Source organism: Melissospora conviva (assembly GCF_049523535.1).
Lineage (GTDB): Bacteria > Actinomycetota > Actinomycetes > Mycobacteriales > Micromonosporaceae > Melissospora > Melissospora conviva.
Genome location: NZ_JBLLDT010000010.1, coordinates 16,855 through 43,525, shown reverse-complemented (window position 1 = coordinate 43,525; position 26,671 = coordinate 16,855). Strand labels below are relative to the sequence as shown.

General features: G+C 73.8%; 22 protein-coding genes. 5 read left to right on the top strand and 17 right to left on the bottom strand.

The genetic code is table 11. From position 1 onward, the window contains the following. Positions 1-93: 93 nt before the first annotated feature. Together ACK8GG_RS19550 and holA are read right to left on the bottom strand one after the other, a co-directional pair. Positions 94-633 (bottom strand): hypothetical protein, encoded by a 540-nt coding sequence (locus tag ACK8GG_RS19550; RefSeq protein WP_440354970.1) that lies wholly within the window; start codon positions 631-633, stop codon positions 94-96. Beyond that, complete coding sequence (holA, locus tag ACK8GG_RS19545) at positions 630-1,604, bottom strand: DNA polymerase III subunit delta (protein WP_440354971.1); 975 nt, start codon at positions 1,602-1,604, stop codon at positions 630-632. Before holA ends, ACK8GG_RS19550 begins: the two co-directional genes overlap by 4 nt. A 165-nt stretch (positions 1,605-1,769) precedes the next feature. On the opposite strand from holA, the gene ACK8GG_RS19540 reads away from it, so the two are divergent. After that, positions 1,770-2,438, top strand: coding sequence for a CG0192-related protein (locus ACK8GG_RS19540; RefSeq protein ID WP_440354972.1), 669 nt, complete (start codon positions 1,770-1,772; stop codon positions 2,436-2,438). 174 nt (positions 2,439-2,612) lie between these two features. Beyond that, on the top strand, positions 2,613-3,704 hold the full coding sequence (locus ACK8GG_RS19535; protein WP_440356941.1) for an NYN domain-containing protein: 1,092 nt from the start codon (positions 2,613-2,615) through the stop codon (positions 3,702-3,704). 35 nt (positions 3,705-3,739) lie between these two features. On the opposite strand, the gene ACK8GG_RS19530 is transcribed toward ACK8GG_RS19535, so the two are convergent. The 8 genes from ACK8GG_RS19530 to ACK8GG_RS19495 all read right to left on the bottom strand — a co-directional run bounded on the left by ACK8GG_RS19530 (position 3,740) and on the right by ACK8GG_RS19495 (position 16,340). Continuing rightward, on the bottom strand, positions 3,740-6,226 hold the full coding sequence (locus ACK8GG_RS19530; RefSeq protein ID WP_440356940.1) for a ComEC/Rec2 family competence protein: 2,487 nt from the start codon (positions 6,224-6,226) through the stop codon (positions 3,740-3,742). Beyond that, positions 6,223-7,047 carry a ComEA family DNA-binding protein gene (locus ACK8GG_RS19525; RefSeq protein WP_440355019.1) on the bottom strand — a complete coding sequence of 275 codons (825 nt, stop codon included), beginning with the start codon at positions 7,045-7,047 and terminating at the stop codon, positions 6,223-6,225. Before ACK8GG_RS19525 ends, ACK8GG_RS19530 begins: the two co-directional genes overlap by 4 nt. Positions 7,048-7,445: 398 nt before the next feature. Next, on the bottom strand, positions 7,446-8,297 hold the full coding sequence (locus ACK8GG_RS19520) for a DegV family protein (RefSeq protein ID WP_440354975.1): 852 nt from the start codon (positions 8,295-8,297) through the stop codon (positions 7,446-7,448). Positions 8,298-8,360: 63 nt separating this feature from the next. Further along, a complete protein-coding gene (locus tag ACK8GG_RS19515; protein WP_440354976.1) occupies positions 8,361-8,990 on the bottom strand; it encodes a histidine phosphatase family protein in 630 nt (209 codons plus the stop codon). Then, a complete protein-coding gene (gene rsfS / locus ACK8GG_RS19510) occupies positions 8,987-9,385 on the bottom strand; it encodes a ribosome silencing factor (RefSeq protein WP_440350709.1) in 399 nt (132 codons plus the stop codon). Before rsfS ends, ACK8GG_RS19515 begins: the two co-directional genes overlap by 4 nt. Before the next feature lie 99 nt (positions 9,386-9,484). Continuing rightward, positions 9,485-10,081 (bottom strand): nicotinate-nucleotide adenylyltransferase, encoded by a 597-nt coding sequence (gene nadD / locus ACK8GG_RS19505; protein WP_440350710.1) that lies wholly within the window; start codon positions 10,079-10,081, stop codon positions 9,485-9,487. Positions 10,082-10,168: 87 nt separating this feature from the next. Further along, a complete protein-coding gene (pepN, locus tag ACK8GG_RS19500) occupies positions 10,169-12,676 on the bottom strand; it encodes an aminopeptidase N (protein ID WP_440356939.1) in 2,508 nt (835 codons plus the stop codon). A gap of 106 nt (positions 12,677-12,782) precedes the next feature. Further along, on the bottom strand, positions 12,783-16,340 hold the full coding sequence (locus ACK8GG_RS19495) for an SCO7613 C-terminal domain-containing membrane protein (RefSeq protein ID WP_440354978.1): 3,558 nt from the start codon (positions 16,338-16,340) through the stop codon (positions 12,783-12,785). Positions 16,341-16,500: 160 nt separating this feature from the next. Here ACK8GG_RS19495 and ACK8GG_RS19490 point away from each other — a divergent pair, with 160 nt between their 5' ends. Then, positions 16,501-16,722, top strand: coding sequence for a DUF397 domain-containing protein (locus ACK8GG_RS19490; RefSeq protein WP_440350713.1), 222 nt, complete (start codon positions 16,501-16,503; stop codon positions 16,720-16,722). Between the two features lie 100 nt (positions 16,723-16,822). Here the strand turns inward: ACK8GG_RS19490 and ACK8GG_RS19485 are convergent, their stop codons facing one another. After that, on the bottom strand, positions 16,823-17,311 hold the full coding sequence (locus tag ACK8GG_RS19485) for a hypothetical protein (RefSeq protein WP_440354979.1): 489 nt from the start codon (positions 17,309-17,311) through the stop codon (positions 16,823-16,825). Between the two features lie 97 nt (positions 17,312-17,408). Then, positions 17,409-18,056, bottom strand: a complete 648-nt coding sequence (locus ACK8GG_RS19480; protein ID WP_440354980.1) for an SRPBCC family protein — start codon at positions 18,054-18,056, stop codon at positions 17,409-17,411. Positions 18,057-18,184: 128 nt separating this feature from the next. On the opposite strand from ACK8GG_RS19480, the gene ACK8GG_RS19475 reads away from it, so the two are divergent. Then, complete coding sequence (locus tag ACK8GG_RS19475) at positions 18,185-19,264, top strand: glycosyltransferase family 2 protein (protein ID WP_440356938.1); 1,080 nt, start codon at positions 18,185-18,187, stop codon at positions 19,262-19,264. A gap of 188 nt (positions 19,265-19,452) precedes the next feature. Next, positions 19,453-19,944, top strand: coding sequence for a DUF4383 domain-containing protein (locus tag ACK8GG_RS19470; protein WP_440350717.1), 492 nt, complete (start codon positions 19,453-19,455; stop codon positions 19,942-19,944). Positions 19,945-20,101: 157 nt separating this feature from the next. Here the strand turns inward: ACK8GG_RS19470 and obgE are convergent, their stop codons facing one another. The 5 genes from obgE to ACK8GG_RS19445 all read right to left on the bottom strand — a co-directional run bounded on the left by obgE (position 20,102) and on the right by ACK8GG_RS19445 (position 26,465). Beyond that, positions 20,102-21,574: a GTPase ObgE gene (obgE, locus tag ACK8GG_RS19465; RefSeq protein ID WP_440356937.1), complete on the bottom strand. Its 1,473-nt coding sequence runs from the start codon at positions 21,572-21,574 to the stop codon at positions 20,102-20,104. 92 nt (positions 21,575-21,666) lie between these two features. Further along, positions 21,667-21,930, bottom strand: coding sequence for a 50S ribosomal protein L27 (gene rpmA / locus ACK8GG_RS19460; protein WP_440350719.1), 264 nt, complete (start codon positions 21,928-21,930; stop codon positions 21,667-21,669). Positions 21,931-21,941: 11 nt separating this feature from the next. Next, the gene (rplU, locus tag ACK8GG_RS19455; RefSeq protein ID WP_440350773.1) at positions 21,942-22,256 is read right to left on the bottom strand and encodes a 50S ribosomal protein L21; all 315 of its coding nucleotides are present in this window, start codon (positions 22,254-22,256) and stop codon (positions 21,942-21,944) included. Positions 22,257-22,595: 339 nt separating this feature from the next. Continuing rightward, complete coding sequence (locus ACK8GG_RS19450; RefSeq protein WP_440356936.1) at positions 22,596-25,520, bottom strand: Rne/Rng family ribonuclease; 2,925 nt, start codon at positions 25,518-25,520, stop codon at positions 22,596-22,598. A 132-nt stretch (positions 25,521-25,652) separates the two neighbouring features. Beyond that, positions 25,653-26,465: a TIGR03936 family radical SAM-associated protein gene (locus ACK8GG_RS19445; RefSeq protein WP_440350721.1), complete on the bottom strand. Its 813-nt coding sequence runs from the start codon at positions 26,463-26,465 to the stop codon at positions 25,653-25,655. Positions 26,466-26,671: the final 206 nt, after the last annotated feature.

Here is a 26,671-nt window from a genome sequence, read left to right as displayed (position 1 = left end):
CGGACTGTCTGATCCACGGCTGCGCGGACCCCGTCCCCGGTGGGCGGCATCCGGGACGTGGCGGTCGGCGCTGTCTGCTCCTGGCTGCGTCGCCTACTCGTAGCGGCGGCGGGCGGACTGCCGGGCCCGCTGCTCGGCCGACTCCACATTTGCCGCCAACGGCCAGTGCCGGCGATCTCCCGGTCGCGCCGTGGGCAGCGCCCGGGCGGGATTCGACTCCGGGCGACGCGGGGCGGCGGGGAGCGCGGCCGGCACCCGGGCGCGCCCGACGGAGCGTTCAAGCCCCGGCGGCAGACGCCGGCGGAAGCGATCCTGCTCCTGGTCGGGCACCCAGGCCGCCGAACGGATCACCTCCCCGGCCACCAGGTCGTTCATCTTGACCATGACGGCGACCGTGACCGGCAGAATGATCATCGACCACCAGGTGACCAGTTCGGCGAGGGCGAGCAGCGCGGCCAGCAGCACCGACCCCTCGAAGAAGACGAAGCAGAGCGCCGCGCCCGGGTTGACGAAGCGCAGTCCCAGCAGGCGGGCATAGAGCGGCCGCTGCCGCTGGTGTTCCGGCGCCAGGGTGCGCCAGGCGACGTGCGGCCGGCCCCGCAGCTGCCCGTGGCCGACCGGGGCGCCCGTCACCGGCCCCCTTCCCGCCGGGCGGCGGCCACCGCGAAGACTGCCCGTTCAAGCGCGTACGCCCGGTCGTCCGCGCCGCCCTTGACGGCGGCGTTGCAGTCGGCGGCGGCGCGCATCGCCGTCACCAGCCCGTCCGGCGTCCAGCCCCGGCTCTGCCGCTGTGCGCGCTCGATCTTCCAGGCCGGCATGCCGAGGCTGCCGGCGAGCTGGTAGGCGCTCCCCCGTCCGGCGGAGCTGACCCGGGCGACGGTACGGATGCCGTCGGCGAGCGCGTCGGCGATCGGCACCGGGTCCACCCCGATGTGCAGCGCCCAGCGCAGCGCCTCCAGCGCGGCGGGCAGGTCCCCCACCACGGCGGCGTCGGCGACGGTGAAGCCGCTGACCTCGGCGCGGCCCTTGTAGTAGCGGGCGACGGTGTCGGCGCCGATGCGCCCGTCGGTGTCGGCGATCAGCTGGGAGCAGGCGGAGGCGAGTTCGCGCAGGTCGTTGCCGACCGCCGCCAGCAGCGCCTCGGCGGCGTCGTCGGTGCAGCGGCCACCGGCGCGGCGGATCTCGTCGCGGACGAAGGCGACGCGGTCGCGGTGGCCCTTGAGCTTCACCGCGGGCACCACCTGCGCCCCGGCGGCCTTGAGCCCGTCGGCGAAGGCCTTGCCCTTCGCGCCGCCGGCGTGCACCACGATCAGGTGCACGTCCGGGTCCGGGTTCTTCGCGTACGCCACGAGCGCCGTGACCAGGTCCTTGCGGGCGTCCTGGGCGGCCCGCAGCACCAGCACCCGGCGCCCGCCGAAGAGGGAAGGGCTGAGCATCTCGGCTATCTCACCGACGGTGAGGGCCCCGGCCTCGTAGCTGCGTACGTCGGCACCCGGGTCGACGGCGACGGCGGCATCGGTCGCGTCGGTGACCGCGCGGGTGGCGAGCAGTTCCTCGTCGCCGAGGACGAGCAGGATCGGCGGGGGCAGGCTCGCAGCGGTCACGTCGCCATCTTGGCACGATCGCCCTGCACGTCGTACCTGGTCACCGCTGCGCTGAGCGGACCTTGAGCACAGGGAGCGCGAATAACGATATTTACCGTAATTGGTTCTTATCGGACAAAAGCCACGGGCAGCAGCGGTGACCTCGGCCGTTCTATCCTGGCGCGCATGGCACTGCTGCACCGCGCCGAGCTGCGCCCCACCAAACTCGAACTCCTCGCCGGATGGCTGCCCGCGCAGCCCTGGTACGCGGGCGGGACAGGGGCCGGGGTCGAGCGGGTCGCCGCGTACCGGTTCGACGACCCGGCCGGCGACGTCGGCATCGAGACGATCCTGGTACGCGTCGGCGCCGGGCCGCTGCACCAGGTGCCGTTGACCTACCGGGCCGCACCGCTGGACGGTGGCGATGCCTGGCTCGTCGGCACGTGCGAGCACTCCGTGCTGGGCCGGCGCTGGATCTACGACGGCTGCGGTGATCCGGTCTACCAGGCCGCGCTTGCCGGTGCCCTCGCCGGAGACGCCGTCCAGGCCGACGAGTACTTCGAGGTCGACGGCCGGCTCATCGCCCGCGAGCGGAACATGACAGTGACCAGGGTGGCGGGCACCTCCGAGGACGCCCCTGACGCCCCTGATACCGGAGCCGGGCTTGAAGCCGAGCTTGAGGCCGCGCTTCAGGTCGACGCCGACGAGGGTCTGACCCGCATCGACGCCCGATCGTTCGAGCTGACCGTGCTCCGCCGTCCCGCGCTGCGGCCGGCCCCGACCGGCGACGCGCTCGTCGGCACGTGGAGCGGGCAGTCGAGCGCTCTTGTGCTGGCGTACGCCCGGCCCCGCTGACACCCGGGCCGCTGACACCCGGGCCGCTGACACCCGGGCCGCTGACGCCCGGTCGTTCAGCGACGTCGCCGGTCGGTGGTGCGCCGAGCGCAGCCGGCGACCTCAGAGCAGTGGCACCGAATGGTCCGCGGGTGTGACGGGCGGCGGGCCCACGCCGGGCGTAGGGTGGCTCTCGTGGATCAAGAAGACCGGATCGCCCTTTTCCTCGACTACGAGAACCTCGCGCTGGGCGCGCGGGAGCATCTCGGCGGCATGGTTTTTGATCTCCGGCCGATCGCCGACGCCCTTGCCGAGCGGGGCCGGGTGGTGGTGCGCCGGGCGTACGCGGACTGGTCGTACTTCGACGAGGACCGCCGGATGCTCACCCGCTCCCACGTCGAGCTGATCGAGATGCCGCAGCGGATGGGCACCTCCCGCAAGAACGCCGCCGACATCAAGATGGCGGTGGACGCGGTGGAGCTGGCGTTCGAGCGCAGCTACGTGTCGACCTTCGTCATCTGCACCGGCGACAGCGATTTCACTCCCCTGGTCCAGAAGCTGCGCGAGCTGAACAAGCGGGTGATCGGCGTCGGCGTGGAGAAGTCGACCTCGAAGCTGCTGCCGCCGGCCTGCGACGAGTTTCTCTACTACGACCGGCTGGAGGGGGTCGAGGCCCCGTCGGTCGCCCCTCGCAACGGCACCCGACGCCGGGCGCAGGTGCCCAGCCCGGAGCCGGTGAAGCAGGCTCCCGAGCCACCGCCTGTCGTGGAGGAGCCCACCGCCGAGGAGCCGGCGCGCGACGCCGACAGCCTCGCCGTGCTGGTCGCGCAGACCGTGGCCGGGTTGGAGAACAGCTCCAGCGGCGCGGTGACCGCCTCGACGCTGAAGCGCACGCTGCTGCGCAAGGACCCGACGTTCAGCGAGTCCGACTACGGCTTCCGGGCATTCGGCGAGCTGCTGCGCCACCTCGCCGACCGCAATGTGGTGGAGCTGACCGAAGGGCCGGCCAAGGGCGACCCGGACGTCTCCCTGCCGGAGCACGGCGACCGGGAGGTGGCCTTCGGTCTGCTGCGCTCGGTGGTCCAGGATCTCTCCGCCGACGGCGGCGCCGCGGCGCTGTCGGGTCTGAAGAACCAGCTGCGCCGCTCCCGGCCGGACTTCAGCGAGAAGAAGCTCGGCTACCGCAGCTTTCTGCAGTTCTGCAAGGCCGCCGCGACCAGCGGGGTGGTCGACCTCGAGTGGAGCTCCGACGCCGACGACTACCTGCTGACGGTCCCGGCAGCCTGAGCCTTCGGCAGCCTGGCTGTTTCAGGCCCGGGTCCTCAACCACCACGCCTGCGGCTCCCGTGACGGGCCCGGCCGGCGCCCCGGGTCACCACCGCGAGCCCGTCCGGACGCTGGACCACCGTGGCATCCCCGTCGAGGTCGGTGCGCAGCACCCGCACCCCGAGCCCGCGCAGCCGGTCCACGATCACCGGACTCGGATGCCCGTAGCTGTTGTCCACCCCGGCCGACACCAGCGCCACCGACGGCCCGACCGCGTCGAGAAAACCGAGATCCTGGTACGCCGACCCGTGGTGGGCCACCTTCAGCACGTCGGCGCGGAGCCTGTCGGCGGGTAGCCGTTCGAGTAGTTCCCGCTGCTGTTCGCTCTCGGCGTCCCCGGTGAGCAGCACGCGTACCGCACCGACGGTGGCGGCGAGCACCAGCGAGTTGTTGTTGGGGTCCGAACGGGTGCCGCGCAGTGGGGCCGCGGCGTTCAGGAGTTCCAACGTCAGCGAGCCGTCCCGCCAGGACCAGCCCGGTGTGACCGGTGCGACCGGCACCCGGGCGCGGGATGCCGCCTCCGTTACCTGGGCCCGGCCCGCCGCAGGCTCGTGCCACTGCGGAGTGAGCACGGTTCCGACCCGCCGGTTGCGGAACACCCCGTCGACGCCGGCCACGTGGTCGGCGTGGAAGTGGCTCACCACCAGCAGCGGCACCTCGCGTACGCCGAGCCGGCGCAGGCAGCCGTCAACCGCGGCGGCCTCCGGTCCGGCGTCGACCACCACCGCCCGTCCCGGCGCCACCGCCAGCACGATCGCGTCGCCCTGCCCGACGGCGCAGGCGGTCACCACCCAGCCGGACGCCGGCCATCCGGGGGCGAGCAGCCGCACCGGTATCGCCCCGGCCGCCACGGCGAGAACCACGACCAGCGTCGATCGGCGGAATGTGCGATGCCGGAATCCGATCAGCAGGATCACGGTCACCGCCGCCAGCAGCAGGCCACCGAGGACGCCGCCGGGCCAGGGCAGTGTCCCGGCGGGAATCCCCGCGCCGTACCGGGCCACCGTCACCAGCCACCAGGCGGGCCAGCTCGCCAGCCAGGCGACGAACTCGGCACCGGGCGGCCAGACGGCCGACAGCGCCGCCGCGATCACGCCGAGCACCGTCGCGGGGGCGATGGCGGGTACGGCGAGCAGGTTGGCCGGCACCGCGACGAGGCTGACGTTGGCCGAGATGGCGGCGACCACCGGGCCGCACGCCACCTGCGCGGCGGCCGGGATGACCAGCGCCTCGGCGAGCCCTGCGGGCACCCCGCGCCGGCGCAGGGCGTCGCGCCAGCCCGGCGCCAGCAGCAGCAGACCGGAGGTGGCGAGCACCGAGAGCGCGAACCCGGCATCGGCTGCCAGGGCCGGATCGAGCACCACCAGGACGGTGATCCCGGCGGCGAGCGCCGGCAGCGCGGCCCGGGGGCGCCCCAGGGCGAGCGCGGCAAGTCCGATCGCCCCCATCGTGGCGGCCCGGACCACGCTGGGCGAGGGGCGGACCAGGATCACGAAGCCGACCAGCGCGACCGCGCAGAGCGCCGCCGCGACCCAGGGTCCGGCGCGCGCCCAGCGGGCCAGCAGCAGGACCAGCCCCACGACAAGCGCGACGTTGGAACCGGAGACGGCGTTGAGGTGTGTCATACCGGTGTCGCGGAAATCCTGCTCGACCTCCTCGGTGAGCCGGCTGGTGTCCCCCACCACCAGCCCCGGCAGCAGTCCCCCCTGTGCGGGCGGGAGCGGCGCGCAGGCGCGTTGCAGTCCGGCGCGCAGCGATCCCGCGGCCCGTTGGGCCCAGGAAGGTTCGCCGTGGGTGAGCGGGGCAGCGTTGGTGGAGAGCACCGCCGCGGTGAGGTCACCCCCCTGCGGCTCCTGAAGGCGGCCGGTGGCGGTCAGCCGCTGGCCCGGCAGCAGACCCTGCCAGTGCGGGTCGCTCGCCAGCACCAGCAGCCGGGCGGGGGCACGCAGGTGGCTGCCGTCCGGACGGTCCAGCCGCACCAGCTCGGCCCGCAGCAGGAACATCGCCGGCCGGTTCGCCGGTCCGCGCAGCGCGCGGGGATCGTCGCGCACCACGAGCTCAACGCTGACCCTGGCCCGCTCTGCGGCGAGCTCGCGCAGGACCTCGGCGTCGCGCACCACCAGCCGGGCGCCGGTGGCGGTCGCCCCGCAGACCACCCCGAGCAGCACCGCCACCCCGACCCAGCCGTACCGAGCGGGCGCGATCTGCCGGAGCGCCATGTTGGCCGGGCGGGACGACGCGCCAGGCGGGCGGGGTGACGGCGTACGCGGGGCACGCAGCAGGTGGCCCGCGAGCGCCGCTGCCAGCAGCGCGGCGACCACTGCCAGTACGGCGGCGCGGGTCACGGTGAGGTGGAGCGTCGCCAGCGCCGAGAGCCAGGTGGCCACTGCGATGCCGGCGAGCCGCAGATCCGGCGGATCGGAGGTGAGGACCGAGGCCGGCGCGACCTGATCCGGCCCCGCGGGCGCTCGCGCTGCCCTCACACCGTCACCAGGTCCTTGAGCTGCTCGTACCGGGTGTCGCCGATCCCGCTGACCTGTCGCAGGTCCGCCACCGAGCCGAACGGGCCGTGCTTCGTACGGTGGTCCAGGATGGCCTGGGCGAGGACAGGGCCGATGCCGGGCAGCGACTGCAACTGGGTCAGGTCGGCCGAATTGATGTTGACCTTGCCGCCGGTCGCCGCCGCCGGGTCCGTGCCGCCGCCTTCGGCGGCGGCCCCGATCCCGACGGCGATCAGCTCGCCGTCGGTGACCTTGCGGGCGAGGTTCAACATGGTCAGGTCCGCACCCGGCAGGCTGCCGCCGGCGGCCTGTACCGCGTCGGCCACGCGCGAACCCGCGGGGAGGCGCACCAGGCCGGGGCGGCGGACCTTTCCGGTCACCGCGACTACCACCTCGGCCTCCTGCCCGGCGCCGGTCGAGCCGGGCGCAGCGGAGGCGCCCTCGGTGGCGGCGATGGCCGGCGGATCCAGCGGCTCGGCCCGGGGGCGGGCCCACCAGGCCCAGCCGGCGGCGATGACCACGACGGCGGCGGCCACCACCGCCAGAGCCTTGACGCCGCGTCGGCCGGGGTCGAAGGGGCCAGGCCCGAGCAGGCCCGGCGACTCGTCCAGCGGTGGATCCGCCGCGACGAGAGCCCGGTCCGGGTCCGCTGCTGGTTGCCGGCCCGGGCCTTGTTCGCCGGCCCGGCTCGCCGCCAGGTATGCGTCGCCGAGCCCGGATCGACCGGACGGCGGCGGCTCCACGGCGATCTCGCGTTCCGGTGCCGGCGCATCGCGGTCGCGACCTGGCCATGCCGCCACGATGGGGTCGTCCGCAGTGGAGGGCCACGCAGAACCCGCAAGTTCCCGGCTCGCGGGGGACGGCTCCCGGGGCGCGAACGGCAGCCCGCTCCCGGAGAGGACGGCGGCCGAGGGAGGAAATCCGGCCTTAGCCGGGCGGGTGGCCGCATGAGGCCGCCCTCCGCCGGGATGGTCGGCGGGCGTGGTCTGGGAGTGGCCCGGGGCCGGGTCGGTGAAGAGGCGCGACAGGCGCCGGCGTACCGCTTCGTGGTCGTCTGGCACGCCGCGACGTTAGGCGCGGACCGGGCCGGCGGCGGGCCGTCGTCCGGCGATCTGTGGAGAACCCCGGCGGCTGTGGAGAAGCATCGGCAGGACGTGCTGATCTGCTATGCGCCAACGCGGCGCACCGGGCTCCCGGTGATTCAGGCGTGCCGGTGGATCACGACGCTGGCCAGTCCGGGACCGGCGTGCGCGGCGGCCACCGCACCAACCTCGGTGACGTAGAGGGCCTGGAGCCCTTCCCCCAACCGGGTCTCAAGCTCCGTACGCAGCAGCTCCGCGCGCTCCGGCGCGTCAAGGTGGTGCACGGCGATGTCGACGGGGCCGGCGCCGGCCGCGGTCACCGCCAGGTCCGCCAGGCGCGCCACTCCCCGGCTCGCGGTCCGGACCTTGTCGCGCTGGACGATGACACCGTCGGCCAGCTGCAGGATCGGCTTCACCGACAACGCCGTGCCCACCAGCGCGGTCGCGGCATTGATCCGCCCACCCCGGCGCAGGAACTCCAGGGTGTCCACATAGAAGTAGACCTCGGTGCGGGCGGCGGCGTCGAGCGCGGCCTGCCGGACCTGCTCGTGGTCTGCCCCGTCGGCGGCGAGGGCCGCCGCGGCCATCGCCGGGAAGCCGACCCCCATGCCGATGAGCCGGGTGTCGACCACCGTCACCCGCTCGTCGCCCACCTCGGCGGCGGCGAGCACGGCGGCGTCGTACGTGCCGGAGAGGTCTGCGGAGAGGTGGACCGAGACGACGGCCTGCGCACCGTCGGCGAGCAGCCGCCGGTAGGTGCGGGCGAAGACCTCCGGCGCGGGGCGGGAGGTGCTCACGCGTGCCCGCTTCTCCCGCAGCGCCCGAGCGGCGTCGGCGGGGAAGAACTCCACACCCTCGAGCCCTTCGGCGCCGTTGAGCACGACGGTCAACGGCACGACCGTCAGCCCGTACGCGTCAACGAGCTCGGCGGGGAGGTACGCGGTGGAGTCGGTGACGACCGCTACGGACATGTCCGGCAGGTTAACCGATGCCGGGCCGTTATGCCCACGGCAGGCGGTGAATACCGCCCCTGGTCAGACCGCCTCGGCGGGAGCACCGGAGACGAGCCGGCCGGCGTTGTACGCCTGCAACCGCCAACCGCGGTCGGCCTCGTGATGCAGCTCCGCCCAGTGGCAGTTGTGCATCGGGCCGATGGTGCTGAGCACCGACGGGTCCCAGCCGAGCAGGTAACCGCAGGCCTGACGGGCCGCGCCCCCGTGGGTGGCGACCACGATCGTCTCGCCGGCGGCTGCTTCGGCGATCTCCTGAAGGGCGCTGCCGATGCGCTTGCCGAGCACATCGAGGCTCTCCACGCCGCAGCCGGGATCCGGGTCACCGGTGCGCCAGCGCGCGTGCGCCTCGGGGTGCCGCTCGGCGATCTCGGTGAGGTGGAGCCCCTGCCAGTCGCCGAAGTGCCGCTCCCGCAGCCGGGCGTCGGTGCGGACCGGCAGGCCGGTGACGGCGGCGAGGGCGGCGGCGGTGTCGCGGGCCCGGCTGAGGTCACTGGACCAGATCCGGCCGGGTCGCAGCGCGGCGAGCAGCGGCGCCGCCTCGGCCGCCTGCCGGCGGCCGAGGTCGTTGAGCGCCACGTCACTCTGTCCCTGCACCCGCCGGGCGGCATTCCAGTCGGTGTTGCCGTGCCGCCAGATGAGCAGCTTGGTCATTCGGCCGCGGCGGGCTCGGCCTCGACCAGGTCGCGGTCGACGAACGGGATGACCGGGCAGTCCTTCCAGAGGCGGTCGAGCGAGTAGTGCTCGCGCTCCTCGGTGTGCTGCACGTGCACCACGATGTCGACGTAGTCCAGCAGCACCCACCGGCCGCCCCGCTCGCCCTCGCGCCGGACCGGCTTGGCCTTGTCGGGGAGCTCCAGCAGGCGCTCCTCGACGGCGTCGACGATGGCCATCACCTGGCGCTCGTTGGGCGCGGAGGCGAGGACGAAGGCGTCGGTGATCGCGAGCCGGTCCCCGACATCGATGATGGCGATGTCCTGCGCCTTCTTGTCGGCAGCGGCCTGGGCGGCCGTGGTTGCCAGTTCAAGTGCGCGTTCGGAAACTGTCACCGTTCTCCTTCGATCAGACGTGCTATCTCCCTAGGGTCTCACATCCGGTGAGCAGGAGACCATCGCGATCTGCGGCGAAAGCTCGCAAAGGGCGACATATCAGTCGCGGTAGAGGCCGCGCTTGGCGATGTACTGCACCACACCGTCGGGCACCAGGTACCAGACGGGCTCGCCCCGGGCCACCCGGTCGCGGCAGTCGGTGGAGGAGATGGCCATCGCCGGCACCTGGACCAGGCTCACCGTGTCGGCGGGCAGGTGCGCGTCGGTGAGCTCGAAACCGGGGCGGGTCACCCCGATGAACCGGGCGAACTCGAAGACCTGGTCGAGATCCTTCCAGGAGAGGATCTTCTCCAGGGCGTCCGCGCCGGTGATGAAGAAGAGCTGGCTCCGCGGGCCGTAGTGCGCCCGCAGGTCGCGCAGCGTGTCGACCGTGTAGGTCGGGCCACCGCGGTCGATATCGACCCGGCTGACCTGGAAGCGAGGATTCGAGGCGGTGGCGATCACCGTCATCAGGTAGCGGTCCTCGGCCCGGCTGACCGACCGGTCGTCCTTCTGCCACGGCTGCCCGGTCGGCACGAAGACGACCTCATCGAGGTCGAACCGGTCGGCCACCTCGCTGGCCGCCACGAGGTGCCCGTGATGAATGGGATCGAAGGTGCCGCCCATGACCCCGATACGCCGAATCTCTTCCGCCACGCGCTGATCGTAGGCGCGCCGCCGCAGACCACCTCGCGGTAGTCCGCAGACGCGGCGGACGTCACGCCATCGCCCGCCGCGGGCGCCTCACTGCGCGGCGTACCGCTGCCGGGCGGCAAGGGCCCGGGCCAGGTCGTCCGCGGCGTCGACGACGGCGCGGCGCAGCCCCGGCACCAGGTCGTCGCGGCCCAGCAGCTTCGCGGCGAGCTCCCGGGTGACCGGGTCGACCGCGTAGCGGGGGAAGGCGTCCGACGCGATGCGCTCGGCCGTCCAGCCCGGCCGCAGCAGTGCCGCCGCCGGCTGCTCGACGAAGTAGCGCGGCACGTAGCCGGCGGTCAGCTCGGCCTGCTCCGGCTGCCAGAAGTCACCGGCGGTGGCCTCCACGATCCGGTTGGAGTGCTCGGCGCCCCGCACGATGATTTCCCAGGCGGCGGCCTTCGCCGCCGGGTCGGGCAGCGCGGCCCGGCAGCGGGCCGCCCACTGCTCTCCGGTGGCGCTGCGGTCGGCGCGGGCCTCCGCCTCGATCTGCGCCTCGCCGGCCGCGCCGAGCACCACCAGCCGGCGCAGCAGCAGCCACCGCAGGTCGGCGTCGACCGCCAGCCCCGCCGGCACCTCGGCGCCGCTCAGCCAGCCGGCGGGTAGCTCCGGCTCGGTGGCCGCCCCGATCAGCGCCCGCGCGGCGGCGAGCTGGATCGAGCCGCCGGGCTCGGCTGCCAGCAGCAGCCGCCGGCAGGCGGCGGAGATCATGCCCAGCGCCTCGTGCCGCGCCGGACCCGCCAGGTACCGGTCGACGAGGGGACGGCTCATCGTGAGCACGTCCTCGACGATGATCACCTCGCGTTCCGCGGGCAGGGCGGCGGCGATCAGCTGCACCAGGTCCTCGACGGGCCGCTCGGCGTCGGTGACGGCGTCGAGCATCTCGCCCCAGAGCAGCCCCCGGACAAGTGGATCCGGCGTCGACGGCAGCAGCTCCCGCACCGCCGGGACCGAACGCGGATCCAACCGCAGCTTGGCGAAGGTGAGGTCACCGTCGTTGGCCAGCAGCACCGACGCCGGCTCACCGGTGAGTTCGGCGACGACAGTACGCCCGCCGTCGCGCTCCGGGTCCAGATCGAGCTCCACGCCGCCGGCGCGCCCCTGGACGCCGTACCGGCCGAGCAGCACGCGGTGCGGGCGGAGCACCGGATGGGCGGCGGGCGCGCTCTGGACGATCGCGACCTCCTCGTAGCGACCCTGCGCGTCCACCACCGACTCGACGCGCAGGGTGTTCACACCGGCCTGCCGCAGCCAGAGCTGCGCCCAGTCGTCGAGGTCCCGGCCGGCCGCCGCCGCCAGGCTGCTCAGCAGGTCCGCGAGGCTGGCGTTGCCGAAACGGTGCGCGGCGAAGTGGGCGTTGAGCCCGGCCAGGAACACCTCGTCGCCGAGCCAGGCGACCAGCTGACGCAGCACGGCGGCCCCCTTGGCGTACGAGATGCCGTCGAAGTTGGTCAGCGCCTGCGCCGCGTCGGTCACCTCCGCCGGGGCGACCGGGTGCGTGGAGGGACGCTGGTCGGCGGCGTACCCCCACGCCTTGCGGCGCAGCGCGAACGTGGTCCAGGCCTGGTCGAAGCGGGTGGCCTCGGCGGTCACCCGGGTGCCGAGGTACTCGGCGAAGGACTCGTTGAGCCAGAGGTCGTCCCACCAGCGCATCGTCACCAGGTCGCCGAACCACATGTGCGCCATCTCGTGCGCGATGGTGGTGGCCCGCAGTTCCCGCTGGCTCTCGGTCACCGCGGAACGGAAGACGAGGTCGTCGCGGAACGTCACCAGCCCCGGGTTCTCCATCGCGCCGGCGTTGAACTCCGGCACGAACGCCTGGTCGTACTTGCCGAACGGGTACCGCTCGGCGAAGAGCTCGTGGAACCGGTCGAAGCACTGCCTGGTGACGGTGAAGATCTCCTCGGCGTCGGCGTCGAGGTGCGCGGCGAGCGACCGGCGGCAGTAGAGCGCCAGCGGAATGCCATCGTGGCTGTCGCGGCGCACGTGGTACGGCCCGGCGATCAACGTGACCAGGTACGTCGCCAGCGGCGGCGTCGGCACGAACTCCCACCGGCCGGGTGCGGGCTCGGCGGCGACGGACGCGTTGGCGGCGACCGTCCACTCCGGCGGCGCGGTGACGCTCAGCGTGACCGGCGCCTTCAAATCGGGCTGGTCGAAGGCGGCGAAGATGCGCTGCGCCTCGTCGAGGAAGGACATCGCGTAGAGGTACGTCTCGCCGTCGGCCGGGTCGACGAAGCGGTGGATTCCCTCACCGGTGCGCGAGTACGCCATCTCGGCCTCGACGTGCAGGGTGTGCCGGCCGTCCAGGCCGGTCAACGGCAGCCGGTTCTCGTCGAGCCCGGCAATGTCGAGGTCGCGGTCGTCGAGGCGGACCGCGAGCAGCCGGGCGGGCTTGAGCTCGACGAAAGTCTCCGCGCCGGGCACGGCCGTGAAGTGGATTTCGGTACGGGAGCGGAAGTGCGGACCGTCCCCGGTGAGGTCCAGGTCCACCAGGTACGACTCGACGCTGATCGCCGCACGGCGCGCGACCGCCTCGGCACGGCTAAGACTCGGCATCCGCCCATCCTCCCCGATCCCCGCCGGATCCGCCGCACCCCTGCCCCGCACCCCGAGGCGCCCCCTTCCCCTCCCGGCTCCCCGTTGGGGCCGGGGCGCGGTGTTGTCAGGACATCCGGGCCAGGGCGGCGCGGATCCGGGCCAGGTCGCGGCGGCGGCGTTCGAGGGTGATCGCCAGGCCGACCAGGAGCAGGCCACCGCCGGCGAGCGGAAGCCACCGCGGCAGCAGGTCCCAGACCAGGACGAGTTCGTGCAGCGCCACCGCGAGCAGCACCGCCCCGCCGGTGACGACCGGGGCCCGCAGCCGGGCGCGGGCGCCCGTGACGACGACGGCGAGGGCGCCGACGCCGAGCAGCAACCGCCGCCACGCGTCGTCGTCGGTGGCAACCACGACGGCCAGCGTCGGCAGCAGGGCCGCGGCGAGCGCCACGCCGTACGCGGTCCAGCTCGTGATCCCCGGCCAGGTCCGGCGCGCCAGCCAGCCGGCGAGCAGCGCGACAGCCGCCGCCGGCAGGCTGTACACCTCCACGGTCGAGACCTGCGCCGAGGCGACGATCAGCCACCAGCCCAGCAGTTCGGCGGCGGCCGCGGTCACGATCAGCACCCGCCGTACCCCGGTTGTCTCCCCCGGGGCCAGCGCCCGGATCCCGAGCAACAGGCCCCAGAGCGTGCAGATGGCCGCGGCGTGCCGGGGCTGACCCGAGGTCAGCAGCAGCGCCAGCACCGCGCCGGCGTGGGCGGCGGCCTGGACGGCCCGTCCCTCGTCGACGCGGCGGCGGAGGGCGAGCACCGTACCGAGGACGAGGACGGCGGCGGCTGCACCGGCGACGCCGAAGGCCGACGACGCGAGCGGTAGGCCCGCGGCGCGCCCCACGGTGAACGCGAAACCGAACAGCGCCGCGGTCGCGCCCAGCCAGCCGGCGACCCGGGCCTCGACTGTCCGGCCCGCGCTGCCGGCGCAGACCCCGGCGACGGCGACCAGACCGAGCGCGACGAGGGTCGCCGCCCGCGTCGGGAGGGCACCCGACAGGCCCGCGCCGGCCAGCACGACGCCGAGCGGGAGGAGCAGGACCCGCACGCCGTGCGCGGACCACCATGCGACGGCGGGTGTCGTACGGGACTCACCGGCGGGGGCGAGCCGTCCGCCGTCGGCGTCGGCGGCCCGGACGCCGCCCGTGCGCGCGACGAGGATGAGGCAGATCAGGCCGGTGAGCAGGCTCGCCAGTGGGACGGTGGGCCAGCGGAAGCCGGCCGCGGCGAGCGCCATCGGCAGGGCGAGCGCCACCACGGCAGCCACCGGGCCGACGACGGCAACCGACTCGTGTCGCCTCGCGGCACGGTACCCGGCGATCCAGAGCGCACCCGCCGCGGCGAGCAGCGCGATGGCGACTACATCGGCCACGGCGACGTTGTCCCGGCCCGCCGGATCGAGTCCCGTCCCCGCCGGAGCGCCCGCCCAGACCTGCTCCCACCACCGGTACGGGCCGGCCAGCACCTCCACCACGCTCGGCGCGACCGCCAGAGCGAGCGCCGCCCCGAGCAGCGCCGCCGGCGCCGCGGTGAAACCGGACCGTAGCGGCGCGACGAACGCGACCACGATCAGGGCGAGGGCGGCGTAGACGGCAGGTGAGTCGCCGGCGGCCAGCGCCCAGATCGGCAGTGCGAGCGCGCTCGTGACGACGGCGGCCAGCGCGAAGCCGCGGTAGCCGGACCAGCGCCGTGCGACCAGGTGTGCGGCCGCCCCCAGCAGTGCTGTCGCGGCCACCGTGGCGCGCGCCTGCACCTGCGGCGAAAGGTCCAGCGCCAGGGTTGCGGTCCAGGCGACCGCCGGGACGGTGAGCAGCCCGACGGTCAGGGCCGGGCCGCCCAGCGGCATCCGGACCGGCCGGGCCCACGCCGCTGCCGCGGTCCCGAAGGCGAGCAGGCCGACCACCGTCAGGGTGGCGACCGCCAGGCCGGGAGCGCCGAAGCCGACGAGCACCGCGTGCCCGCCCAGCACCACGGCGACCGGCGCCGCGACGACAGGGACGGACCCCCGTACCGCGAGAGTCAGCGCGGCCGCGGCGACGAGCAGATCGAAAGCCACAGCGGTCGACCAGGGCAGCCCGAACCCCACGGGTACGGCGAGGGCGACCAGCGCGGCGCCGACCAGCGGCACCGCGACGGCAGCGGGCCGGCCCATCGCGGCCGTACGGGAGGCGCCCTGTTTCGCCGCAGTCGTGCGGGAGGTGACGAGGATCGTCACCGCGGCAGTCAGCACGGCCAGCGCCGCCGGGACCTGCCACTGCGCGCGTCCCATCACGGCGGACGGATCGGCGTTCAGCGGCGGCATCGCCGCGATGATGCTCCGCGACGCGGAGACAGCGGCAGCGAGAGCCCCGATCATCGCGGGGAGGGCTACGACGACGAGCGCGCCGGCCCACGGCCCGACCCGGACGGGCGCGGGCAGCCACCGCGCCACGACGGTGACCGCCGCCGCCAGCACCGCGACGAGCACCGCGATCAGGATCGGCTCGTACCCGTCGGAGGACGCCACCACGAGGCGGACACCGGCGACGGCGAACGCCCCGACCAGCAGGCCGCCGGAGAGCGCCTGCGCGATCGGGGACCGGGCCAGGACCGCGGCCACGACCAGCAACAGCACCGGGGTCAACAGGGCGCCGCTCGCCGCCACCAGCGCGGCGACGGAGTCGGGCAGCAGCAACGCCACGAGCGCGGCGAGCAGGGCGCCGGCGACGGCGAGAGCACCCAGCAGGTACGCGGCCACCCCGACCCCGGTGAAGGCGAACCGGGCGCGCCGCAGGCGGAGCACGGCGAGGTTGCCGGCCGCCACCGCCGACAGCGTGTACGACGCGCCGGTGATGCCCGGGTCCGACGCGGCGACCAGCAGTGGCAACGCGGGCTGGGCGACGATCATCGCGACGAACCGGGGACCGGTCAGGCCGGTGGCGTACGCGTAGCCGGCCGCGACGACGGCGGTGACGGCGCAGACCACCCCCGAGTAGCGAACGCCGCTTGTGTTCGCGAGGCCGAAGAGGTTCACGTACCAGGCCGCGTAGCCGTCGAGGAGGACGAGCAGCAACCCGAGCGCGGCGAAGGTCTCCGCGGTCGCGGTCAGTCCCCGGCGCAGGGCGATCGGGGGCACCGCCAGGGCGGCGACGGTGAAGCCCGCGAGCAGCGCGGCCCGCCCGCCGACACCGAACTGCGACCAGGCGACCATGGTGAAGACGATCGCCGCGACGCCGAGCAGCACGCCGCCGAGCAGGAACAACGCGTTCTGCACCAGCCGGGTGGAAGCTTCGGGACCGCGGCCGGCGGGCATCGGCGCCGGTCCGGGCACCGCCGGCGGCCGGAGCAGAGCGGTTGCCTGCGGATACCGCGCCACCGGGGTGACGGCCGGGGTGGCCGAGGCCGGCGGGGCGGCGGCGACCGCGGCGCGGACCCGCGCTGCGGCGGCGCTGCGGCGTTGCCAGGCGTCCTGCACCGCCCGCTCGGCGGCGAGCATCTGGGCGCGCGCCGTCTGCAGCCGGGCGTTCAGTGCCTGGATCTCCCCATCGAGGCGGATCACCTCGACGGCGTCGGCGTTGGGAGCACGGCCGCAGGCCGGGCAGCCGGTAGCCGAGTCGGCCACGGCGCGGCAGAACGGGCACGGATACGTCGTCACACCCGCAGTCTCCGGCCGGGGCACGGGCTGGTCCTGAGCCGGGGTACTCAGAAGAGATCGACCCGCCGTCGTCTGCGTTACCGGGATCGGGACGGGACGGCACATATCCTGCTCAATGGAGAGCACCTCCCGGTTGTTCGGCAGCGTGAAGGCGGTTGGCATGGCACAGCACGTCAAGGGCGAGTTCGACCTGTCACGGGCGAACTGGCAGCAGGCCGTCGGCGAGAAGGGCAGCCGGGGATCGGTGGAGGTCGCTTTCGTCGACGACCTGATCGGTGTGCGCAACTCCGCCGAGCCGGACGGGCCGGTGCTGGTCTTCACCCAGTCGGAGTGGGTGGCCTTCGTCGAGGGCGCCAAGGACGACGAGTTCGACCTGGACTGAGTGCCCGACCCTCGCAGCCGGCAGCACCCGGCCGGCAGCACCCGGCCGACGGCAGCCCGGTGCACGTCGCGGCCGCGGATTCACGAGTCTCCTGCCACTTTCAGGAGAACCCGACGGGGCGGTCTCCGTCGCCCCAGCCGAGCGCGCCGAGCCCGGCGGCGTGGTGGAAGCCCGGGTGTCCCCAGACGTCGGCGCAGCGTTCCCCGTCAGGGCCGGCCGCGCCGCAGAAGAGCGGCTCGGAGTGCTGCCAGGTGCCGGCCGCGGAGAACTCCGCTCCCCCGGGCCAGATCTCCGGCCGCAGCACGCTTAGCGCCTCGACGTACGCGACGGCCTGCTCGCAGGCGGTCTCCCGGCCCGTCGCGGTGAAGCTCAGATGCAGGGTGTACCAGCGCGGAGGCACCATTGTCTCGGCCGGCCCCAGCAACGAGAAGCGGGCCGGTGCCGGTGTCGGCGGCCCGGGACGCCGGTTCTCTCCGCGGCGGTCGGCCGGGCCGCGCCGGTCACGCCGCTTGCTGTTCCCTTGAGGATCACCGTCGCCGTACATCCCGACCTCCCGCTCGCCACCGACCTGGTACGGCTTCCAGCCCACCAGACTTTCCGCCGGTTGGGAGGGGCCAGCGGTGTGGGCCAATTGGTGACGACTTTTGCTCCGAGCCGGGCTGCCGTTCAGCAGAAGGCGGGGCTGCTCAGGTCCGTGCGGACACCGGCAGTTTCACGCCCGCCTCATCGGCGAACTGCGCCGGCGCCCCGCCCGGCGAGCGGGTCACGGGTTCCAGCACCTCGCCGCACTCGAGCAGCGACTTGAACCGGCGCAGCGCGTCGCGCATCCGCCGGTCCGGTTCCCGGCCGATGACAAGATCAAGGTTTGGTCCCGCGGAGCTGCCGGCGTAGCGCAGCACCACCTGCACCTCGGTGCCGCGGCTCATCGGCGCGGGCACGAACCGCGCCTCACCCTCGTGCGGTACCGCACCGCCGGCGCTGCGCCAGCGCAGCACGTGGTCGCTGTTGTCCATCGTGATGTCGGCGCGCCAGGCAACGCTGCCGTCGTCGTGCAGGCTGCTCCAGCGCCGGCCGTCGAGCGACTCGAGCCGAATGCGCTGCCCCACGACCCGGCTGAGCAGCCGCGGGTCCCGCCAGGCCGAGGCGACCTCGTCCAGCGGCCGGTCGACGGTCACGGCGCGCTGCACCACGTACCAGCCGTCCTGGCGCTGCGGCTGGTGCCGGCGACGACGCCGGCCGGCGATGATCGTGACGGCTTGGCCGAGCGCGCCGACTCCGGCCGCGAGTGCCATGGCGCTCGCGGCGACTTCCCACCTCGCGCTGTTTCTGGTCATCAGGTCCCTCCGGCCGGACGCACGGACAAGGAAGGCCCCGCCTACCCGTCACGTCACGCCGGAAACCGGGACCAGGAAACCGGCGCCCGCCCGGTTTGCGGCGCCACCGGCGGGGCACCGATGTGCCCGTGTCCGCGACATTGCCGTCTCGCCACCTTCCCGGGCCGCTCGCCAACACGGCCCCGCAGACCTCCGCCGCCGCGCCGCGCCGGCTGGAGCTCGAGTACGTCCTGCCGCTGCGCTGGACCGACGACACCCCGCTACCCGAACTGACCGGATACCTGCGGTGGCTCGCCGGGCAGGTACCGGTGACAGTCGTCGACGGCTCGCCGTCGGAGTTCTTCGCCCGGCACGCCGCCGCCTGGGCCAGGTACGTCCGGCACGTCCCCCCCGACCCGCATCTCACCGGCGCCAACGGCAAGGTCCTCGGCGTGCTCACCGGCCTGCGGCTGGCCCGGCACGAACACGTGGTGATCGCCGACGACGACGTCCGCTACGACGAGCAGGCGCTGCGCACGCTGCGCCGTCTCCTCGACCGGGCCGACCTGGTACGACCGCAGAACTACTTCGACCCACTGCCGTGGCACGCCCACTGGGACACCGGCCGCAGCCTGCTCAACCGGGCGGTCGGCGCCGACTACCCGGGCACGCTGGGCGTACGCCGCTCCACCTTTCAGGCGATGGGCGGCTACGACCCGGACGTGCTCTTCGAGAACCTGGAGCTGATCCGCACCGTCGGCGCGTACGGCGGCCGGGAGCTCACCCCGCCCGGCCTCTACGTGCGCCGGGTGCCGCCGGCGACCTCGCACTTCCTGCAGCAGCGGATCCGGCAGGCCTACGACGACATCGCTCAGCCCTGGCGGCTGATGACCTTCCTCGCGGTGGTGCCGGCGCTGACCGCCGCCGCCGTCACCCGGCGTACGGGCGAGGTCGCCGCCGCGGCCGCGGGAATCGTCGCACTCGCCGAGTACGGCCGTCGCCGCGCCGGCGGCCGGCACGTCTTCCCGGTCACCGGGTCGCTGCTGGCGCCGCTCTGGGTGCTCGAACGCGGCGTCTGCAGCTGGCCGGCGCTGGCCCAGCGGGTCGCTTTCGGCGGAGTCGGCTACGCCGGCGGCCGGCTGCGCACGGCGGCGCACTCGCCGCGCCGGCTGCGCACCTCCTTACGGGCACGGGCCGCAGAGGCGGCTGAGGAGCCGGCGGGCCGGTAGGTCGCCCGGATCAACCCCCTGCAGACCTGGAACTGCGCGCTCCGCGACGAATGACGGCACCCCGGCGGGGTACTCGCCGCGCCTGCCGGGCCGACGCCCGCAGGCACGCCGGTTCCTGCCCGCACGACCGACGGGGAACCGCGTGGCGGCAGACCGCCGACAACGGCGCAGGCAGGGAGGCGGGACAGATGGCGAAGAAGTCGCGTGATCGCCGGCAGAACCGGGTGATTCAGCGGGGTTCCCTGATCCGCAGGGTCGCCACCGTCGTGGCGATCGGCTTCCTCGGCGTGGGCATCCTCGGTTTCGTGCCGGGCATCACCACGAACTACGAGACGCTGAGCTGGGCCGGAGACCATTCGCAGGCACAGCTCTTCGGGGTCTTCCACGTCTCCGTGCTGCACAACCTGCTGCACCTGGCCTACGGCGTGGTCGGTCTGCTGCTGGCCCTCAACACCGCCGGGGCGCGGGTCTTCCTCACCGTCGGCGGCGCCGGCTACCTGATGCTCTGGCTGATGGGGCTGGTGATCCGCCAGGACGTCCTGGCCAACTGGTTGCCGGTCGACGAGGCGGACAACTGGCTGCACCTCGGGCTCGGGCTGGGCATGCTGGTCCTCGGTCTGCAGCTCTCCACCCGCCTGAACGCCGACAACCGCGCCCTGGACGATCCGGCCCCGGCCTGACCACTGACCAGCCGCCACGCGGGCCGCGAGCCCGAGCCCGGCCGCACCCACAAGCCGAACGCGCCCGCGGGCCCGTACGAGCCGGCTGGCTCGCGCGGGCCCGCGGGCTCACACGCTGTCTGTCGCAGCCGCCGAGGAGACCCCGGCGGGCGATCGGTCAGTCCTCGAGGTCGTCGTCGTCCTCGTCGTCCGAGACGTCCGCGTCGGTGCCGAGCTCGTCGGCCGGGCGTTGCCGCCGTGCCTTGCGGGCCGCGAGCCGGTCAGCGGCCGAGGCGCGCTTGGATGCCTCCTCCAGCCGGATGTCGGTGCCGCGCGTGGTCGGAACATAGTCCGGACCGGCGTAGAGGGTGGGGCGCCAGTCGAACTCGCGCACCCCGATGCGGACCAGGTCACCGGGCTGAGCGCCGGCCTTGGCCAACTGCTCCTCCACGCCGAGACGGGCCAGCCGGTCGGCGAGGAAGCCGACCGCCTCGTCGTTGTCGAAGTTCGTCTGCCGCACCCAGCGCTCCGGGCGGGCGCCACGCACCACGTACGCCTCGTCGGCCGGGTCCCGCTCGATGGTGAAACCGGCGTCGTCGACGGCCGTGGGACGGATCACGATCCGCGGCTCCTCGACCACCGGAACGGCCGCGCGGGTCTCCGCCACGAGCTGGGCCATCGCGTACGTCAGCTCCCGCAGCCCTTCGCGGGTGGCCGTGGAGATCTCGAAGACGCGGTAGCCGCGCTCCTCCAGGTCCGGCCGGACGATCTCGGCGAGGTCCCGGGCGTCCGGTACGTCGATCTTGTTGATGGCGACGAGCCGGGGCCGGTCGGCGAGGCCGCCGTACTGCGACAGCTCGTCCTCCAGGGCGTCGATGTCGGCCATCGGGTCGCGGCCCGGCTCCAGGGTCGCCGCGTCGATGACATGCACCAGTACGGCGCAGCGCTCGATGTGCCGCAGGAACTCCAGCCCCAGCCCCTTGCCGGTGGCCGCACCGGGGATCAGCCCGGGGACGTCGGCGACGGTGAAGGTGTGGTTGTCGACCCGGACCACGCCGAGGTTCGGCACCAGCGTGGTGAACGGGTAGTCGGCGATCTTCGGCTTGGCCGCGGAGATGACCGAGATCAGCGAGGACTTACCGGCCGACGGGAAGCCGACCAGACCGACGTCGGCGACGCTCTTGAGCTCCAGCACGGCGTCCAGGTGCTCACCCGGCTCGCCGAGTTCGGCGAAGCCCGGCGCCTTGCGGCGGGAGTTGGCCAGCGAGGCGTTGCCCCGGCCGCCGCGGCCGCCCCGGGCCACCTCGAAGGTCGTGCCGGCGCCCACCATGTCGGCGAGGATCGTGCCGTCCGGGGTCTGCACGACCGTGCCGTTGGGGACCTTCAGCACCAGGTTGCGGCCGTTGGCGCCGTCCCGGTGCGAGCCCGCGCCGCCCTTGCCGTTCTCGGCTTTGACGTGCGGCCGGAAATGGAAGTCGAGCAGGGTGGTCACCTGCGGGTCGACGACCAGCGACACGCTGCCACCGTGCCCGCCGTTGCCACCGTCGGGCCCACCGAAGGGCTTGAACTTCTCCCGGTGGATCGAGACACAACCGTGCCCCCCGTCGCCGGCCTGCAGGTGCAGGACGACCCGGTCAACGAACGTCGCCACGTCGCCAATCCTTCCAGCGGGGTTGTCCCCCGCTCATGTAAACGGCAAAGCGGGCCCGGACACCAGTCCGCGGCCCGCTGAGCGCGAGAAAACTACTGCTGCACCGATGCCGGCACGATGCTGACGGTCTTGCGGCCACGCTTGGTGCCGAAGAGGACCGCCCCCGCGGAGAGCGCGAAGAGCGTGTCGTCGCCGCCGCGACCGACCAGGTCACCGGGGTGGAACTTGGTGCCGCGCTGACGGACGATGATCTCGCCGGCGCTGACAACCTGGCCACCGAAACGCTTCACGCCGAGTCGCTGAGCGGCGGAATCCCGGCCGTTACGCGAGCTGGACGCACCCTTTTTGTGAGCCATCTGGAAACGACCTACTTCCCGGTGGAGATGCCGGTGACCTTGACCTGGGTCAGCGGCTGGCGGTGACCCTGGCGCTTGTGGTAGCCGGTCTTGTTCTTGAACTTGTGGATCCGGATCTTCGGGCCCTTGGTGTGCGCGGCGATCTCGCCGGACACCGCGACCTCGGCAAGCTTCGCAGCGTCGGTCACCAGGTCGTCACCGTCGACGAGGAGCACCGCGGTGAGCTTCACCGCGTCACCGGGGGCACCGGTGAGCTTCTCGACCTCGATCACGTCGCCCTCGGCGACCTTGTACTGCTTGCCGCCGGTCTTGACGATCGCGTACATAGACGCGGACTCCCTGTCGTTGAGGCTGTTGGCGGGTAGTGCTCGCGGCGGCGCGGGGCGGTAGCAGATCACCTCGGCGGGCACGCGAGAACCTGGCGCGCAAAAGTGCGCCGTAGGCAAGGGTACGCCATGGCCTGCCCGTTGCCCAAACCGGGTCGCCCCGATGACCGGCGTACCGCCGGCGCGGGGGTCCCGCTGCCCCGTCCGTGCCCGCTGTCCCCCGTATCCGCGGACGGGCACCGGCCCGCCGTGCCGGGGACGCCTCGGCCCGCCGACGCGTACGGGGCACCCGCGGCGGTCGTACCGCCACGGATGCCCCGTCTGACGTCGCAGTCGAAGTCAGGAGCGCGTACGCCGCCGGCCGGTGCCGCGACGGGCACGCCGACGACCACCGCCCTCGTCGGACGACTCCTCGTCGCCGGCCAGACCGTCCGGGTCGTCGGCGCCGGCCAGCGGCACCGCGTCGGCCCGGTCCGCCTCGGCCGAGGCCACACCGTTGGTAACGGTGTCGGTCTCGTACCGGGACAGGTCGTAGCCCATCGTGTCGTCCTCGGTGAGCACGGCGACGGCGGCGATCGGCTCCGCGGCGCCGGAGTCGCCGGCCTCGGCCACCTCGGCCACCGTGCGCTCGGCGGCCCCCTTGCGACCGCGACGGCGGCTGCCGGCGCCGGCCTGCTCCGGGGCGGTCGCCGTCGCGGTCACGACCTTGACCTTCTCGCTCGTGGCCGGCTTGGTCTTGTCCGCCACCGGCTCGGTGTGGATGATGACGCCGCGGCCCTTGCAGCACTCGCAGGTCTCACTGAACGCCTCGAGCAGCCCCGCACCGATGCGCTTGCGCGTCATCTGCACCAGGCCGAGCGAGGTGATCTCGGTGACCTGGTGCTTGGTGCGGTCCCGCCCCAGGCACTCGGTCAGCCGGCGCAGCACCAGCTCACGGTTCGACTCGAGCACCATGTCGATGAAGTCGATGACGACGATGCCGCCGATGTCGCGCAGGCGCAGCTGCCGCACGATCTCCTCGGCCGCCTCGAGGTTGTTGCGGGTGACGGTCTCCTCGAGGTTGCCGCCGGTGCCGGTGTACTTGCCGGTGTTGACGTCGACCACGGTCATCGCCTCGGTCCGGTCGATCACCAGGGATCCGCCGGAGGGGAGGAAGACCTTGCGGTCGAGCGCCTTGAGCAGCTGCTCGTCGATGCGCGAGTCGGTGAAGACGTCCCCGACGCCGGTGTAGCGGTGCAGCCGCTCGACCAGGTCCGGCGAGACGTGCGACAGGTACGACTCGACCATCGCGTACGACTCTTCGCCCTGCACGACCAGCTCGCGGAAGTCCTCGTTGAACAGGTCCCGCACCACCCGGATGACCAGATCCGGCTCCTCGTAGAGCAGCGCCGGAGCGCCGCCGGAGGTCGCCTTGGCCTGAATGTCGTCCCACTGGGCCTGCAGCCGCTTGATGTCGCGGGCGAGATCGTCCTCGCTGGCGCCCTCGGCGGCGGTGCGCACGATCACCCCGGCGCCGTCGGGCACCATCTTCTTCAGCACGTCCCGCAGCCGCTTGCGCTCGTTGTCGGGCAGCTTGCGGCTGATGCCGGAGGTGTTGCCGTGCGGCACGTAGACCAGGTGCCGGCCGGAGAGCGCGATGTGGCTGGTCAGCCGCGCGCCCTTGTGACCGATCGGCTCCTTGGTGACCTGCACCAGCACCGAGTCGCCGGACTTCAGCGCCTGCTCGATGGAGCGCGCCCGTCCTTCCAGGCCGCTGGAGTCCCAGTTGACCTCACCGGCGTAGAGCACGGCGTTGCGGCCACGGCCGACGTCGACGAAGGCCGCCTCCATGCTCGGCAGGACGTTCTGCACCTTGCCGAGGTAGACGTTGCCGGCCATCGAACCGGAGGAGTTGCGGGTGACGTAGTGCTCGACGAGGACCTCGTCCTCCAGCACCGCGATCTGGGTCCGGTCGCCGCGCTGGCGGATCACCATCCGCCGGTCGACAGCCTCGCGCCGGGCCAGGAACTCCGATTCGCTCAGGATCGGGGGCTTGGTGCGGCGCTGCTCACGGCCGTCGCGGCGGCGCTGGCGCTTCGCCTCCAGCCGGGTCGAGCCGGAGACCCCCTGCACCTCGTCGCTGCTCTTGCGCGGCTCCCGGACCTTGACCACGGTCGGCACGCCGTCATCGGCGGCGGTGTCCGCATCCACGTCGCCGGCGCCCTTGCGGCGGCGGCGCCGGCGTCGCCGGGTCACCCCGTCGCCGTCGGTCTCGTCCTCGTCGGTCTCCGCTTCGGCCTCGGCCTCCGCGGCGGCCGGCTCGTCGGTCTCGTCCTCGTCGAAGTCGTCCGCGCCGCCCTTGCCGCGACCGCGGCCACGACGGCCACGACGACGCCGGCGACGCGCGGCAGCGGTCTCGTCGTCCTCGTCGTCGATGTCGCCCTCGTCGGCCTGGTCCTCGGCGTCGGCCTCGGGTTCCACCTCGGGCTCGGCCTCGACGACCGGCTCGGCGACCTTGCGGCTGCGCCGGCGGCGGCGGGAGGTCTCGGCGGTCTCCGCCTCGACCTCGGCTGCCTCCTCGGTGACGACGGCGGGCACGGCGGCGGCGGGGACCACCAGCACGGCGTCCGGTTCCGGGGCCATGAACAGCACCGGCGGCGGGACCGCAGCGCGGCGGCGACGGCCCTTGGCCGGCGACTCATCCGGCGTGGTCTCGTCGGCCGGCGGAACATCGGAGGCAGCGGCCGGCTGCGCCTGCACCGGCGCGTCCGCGGCGGCGGTCTGCGCGGGCGTGGCGCTCGCGGGCGGTTCGGCGGCGGCGGGTTCGGCCGGCGTCTCGCCGCCGGCCGATGCGATCTCGGCCGGGGCGGCCTCAGCCGCGGGCACCGCCTTCTTGCGCCGGGTACGCGTCACCTTGACCGGCGGCACCGTCGCCTCGCCCTCGGCGACCGGCTGCGCCGGTTCCGCGGGCGCCTCGGGCACCTCGGGCACCTCGGGCGCCTCGGGCGCCTTTTCGCGGGTCACGGCCGTACGCCGGCGCCGGGTGACCTTGGGTTTGTCCTCGCTGTCCGCGGCGGGCGGGGCCGCGGGTGGGGGCTCCGCGGCGGCCGGCACGGACGCGGCCTCGGCCGCTTCACCTGCCGGCTCCGGCGGTGTCACCGCGGCGGCACTACGCCGGCGGGTGGCACGGACACGGCGGACCGGGGCCGCCTCGGTGCTCTCGGGCGTCGCATCGAGCGGCCGGACATCCGGCTGTTCGCCGCCCTCGGGCTCGTTTTCGAGCATTGGACGTTCTCCAGTTCTGGCTTCCCCGGGCGCGTGTGAGCGCTGCCACGCAGGGTCGCCGCAAAGGGTTCCGCCGGCGCGCGTACGCGCGACCGTCGAAGTCTGCCTGACCGACTGCCGACCGGAGACCGGTCAGCTGTCACCGATGCGTACCCCGTCGCGGTCCGCCTCCAACGGATCCACGATCGTTTCCTGCGCGGTGAGCATGCCCTGCGCGAGCCGCGTCACCCGAGGCGACACCGGCGGCACCAGATCCGCCACCACCCGGAAACCCGAAAGGACGTCATCGGGCCGGACGGCAGGAGTGACCTGCCGCACGACTAGGTCAAGTATCGCACACGGTACGGCCCCGACCCCGGAAGGTACGGCCGCCTCGTCACCGACCTCGGCGCGCACCACGGCGGCGCGGGCATCGAAGGTGCGTCGCCCCTGCTTGGTCATCCGCTCGACCGCCACCTCGTCGCGGGCGAGGAACTCGGTGACGGCCGCACGCAGCGTCTCCGGGGTCACCTGCGGCAGTTCGATGCGCCAGTGCGAGGCCTCGATCCGGTCGGCGAGGCTGCCGCCGGTGGCGACCACGGCGTCGAGCACGTCCAGCCCCGGGGAGAGCGCGGCGTCCAGCGCGGCACGCAGGGCGGCCGGGTCGGTCTCCGCCTGGAGACCGATCTCCAGGTACTCGGCTTCACTGGCGACACCGGTCGGCGCGGCGCTGGCGTACGAGATCTTGGGGTGGGGGGTGAATCCCTGCGAGTAGGCCATCGGCACACCGGCGCGGCGCAGCGCCCGTTCGAAGGCACGAGCGAAGTCGCGGTGCGAGGTGAAGCGCAGCGGACCGCGCTTGGCGTACCGGATCCGGATCCGCTGGACAACCGGTGCCTGGCCGCCCTCGGGTTGTTTTCTGGCGATCGTGGGCTCCTCGGGTTCTGCCGTACGGGTCCTCTCCATCCTGTCTCAGCAGGCGGGGCGGAGCACAGCCGGGGCGGGCGAAGGTGCACCTGAGGGCACCGGTCGCCCCGGGGCTCGCCGAAAGGTCCGTACGGGCAGCCGGGCGGGGGGGGGGGGGGGGGGGGGGGGCGGCCCCCGCCCCCCCCCCCCCCCCCCCCCCCCCCCCGCCCCCCCCCCCCCCCCCCCCCCCCCCCCCCCCCCCCCAC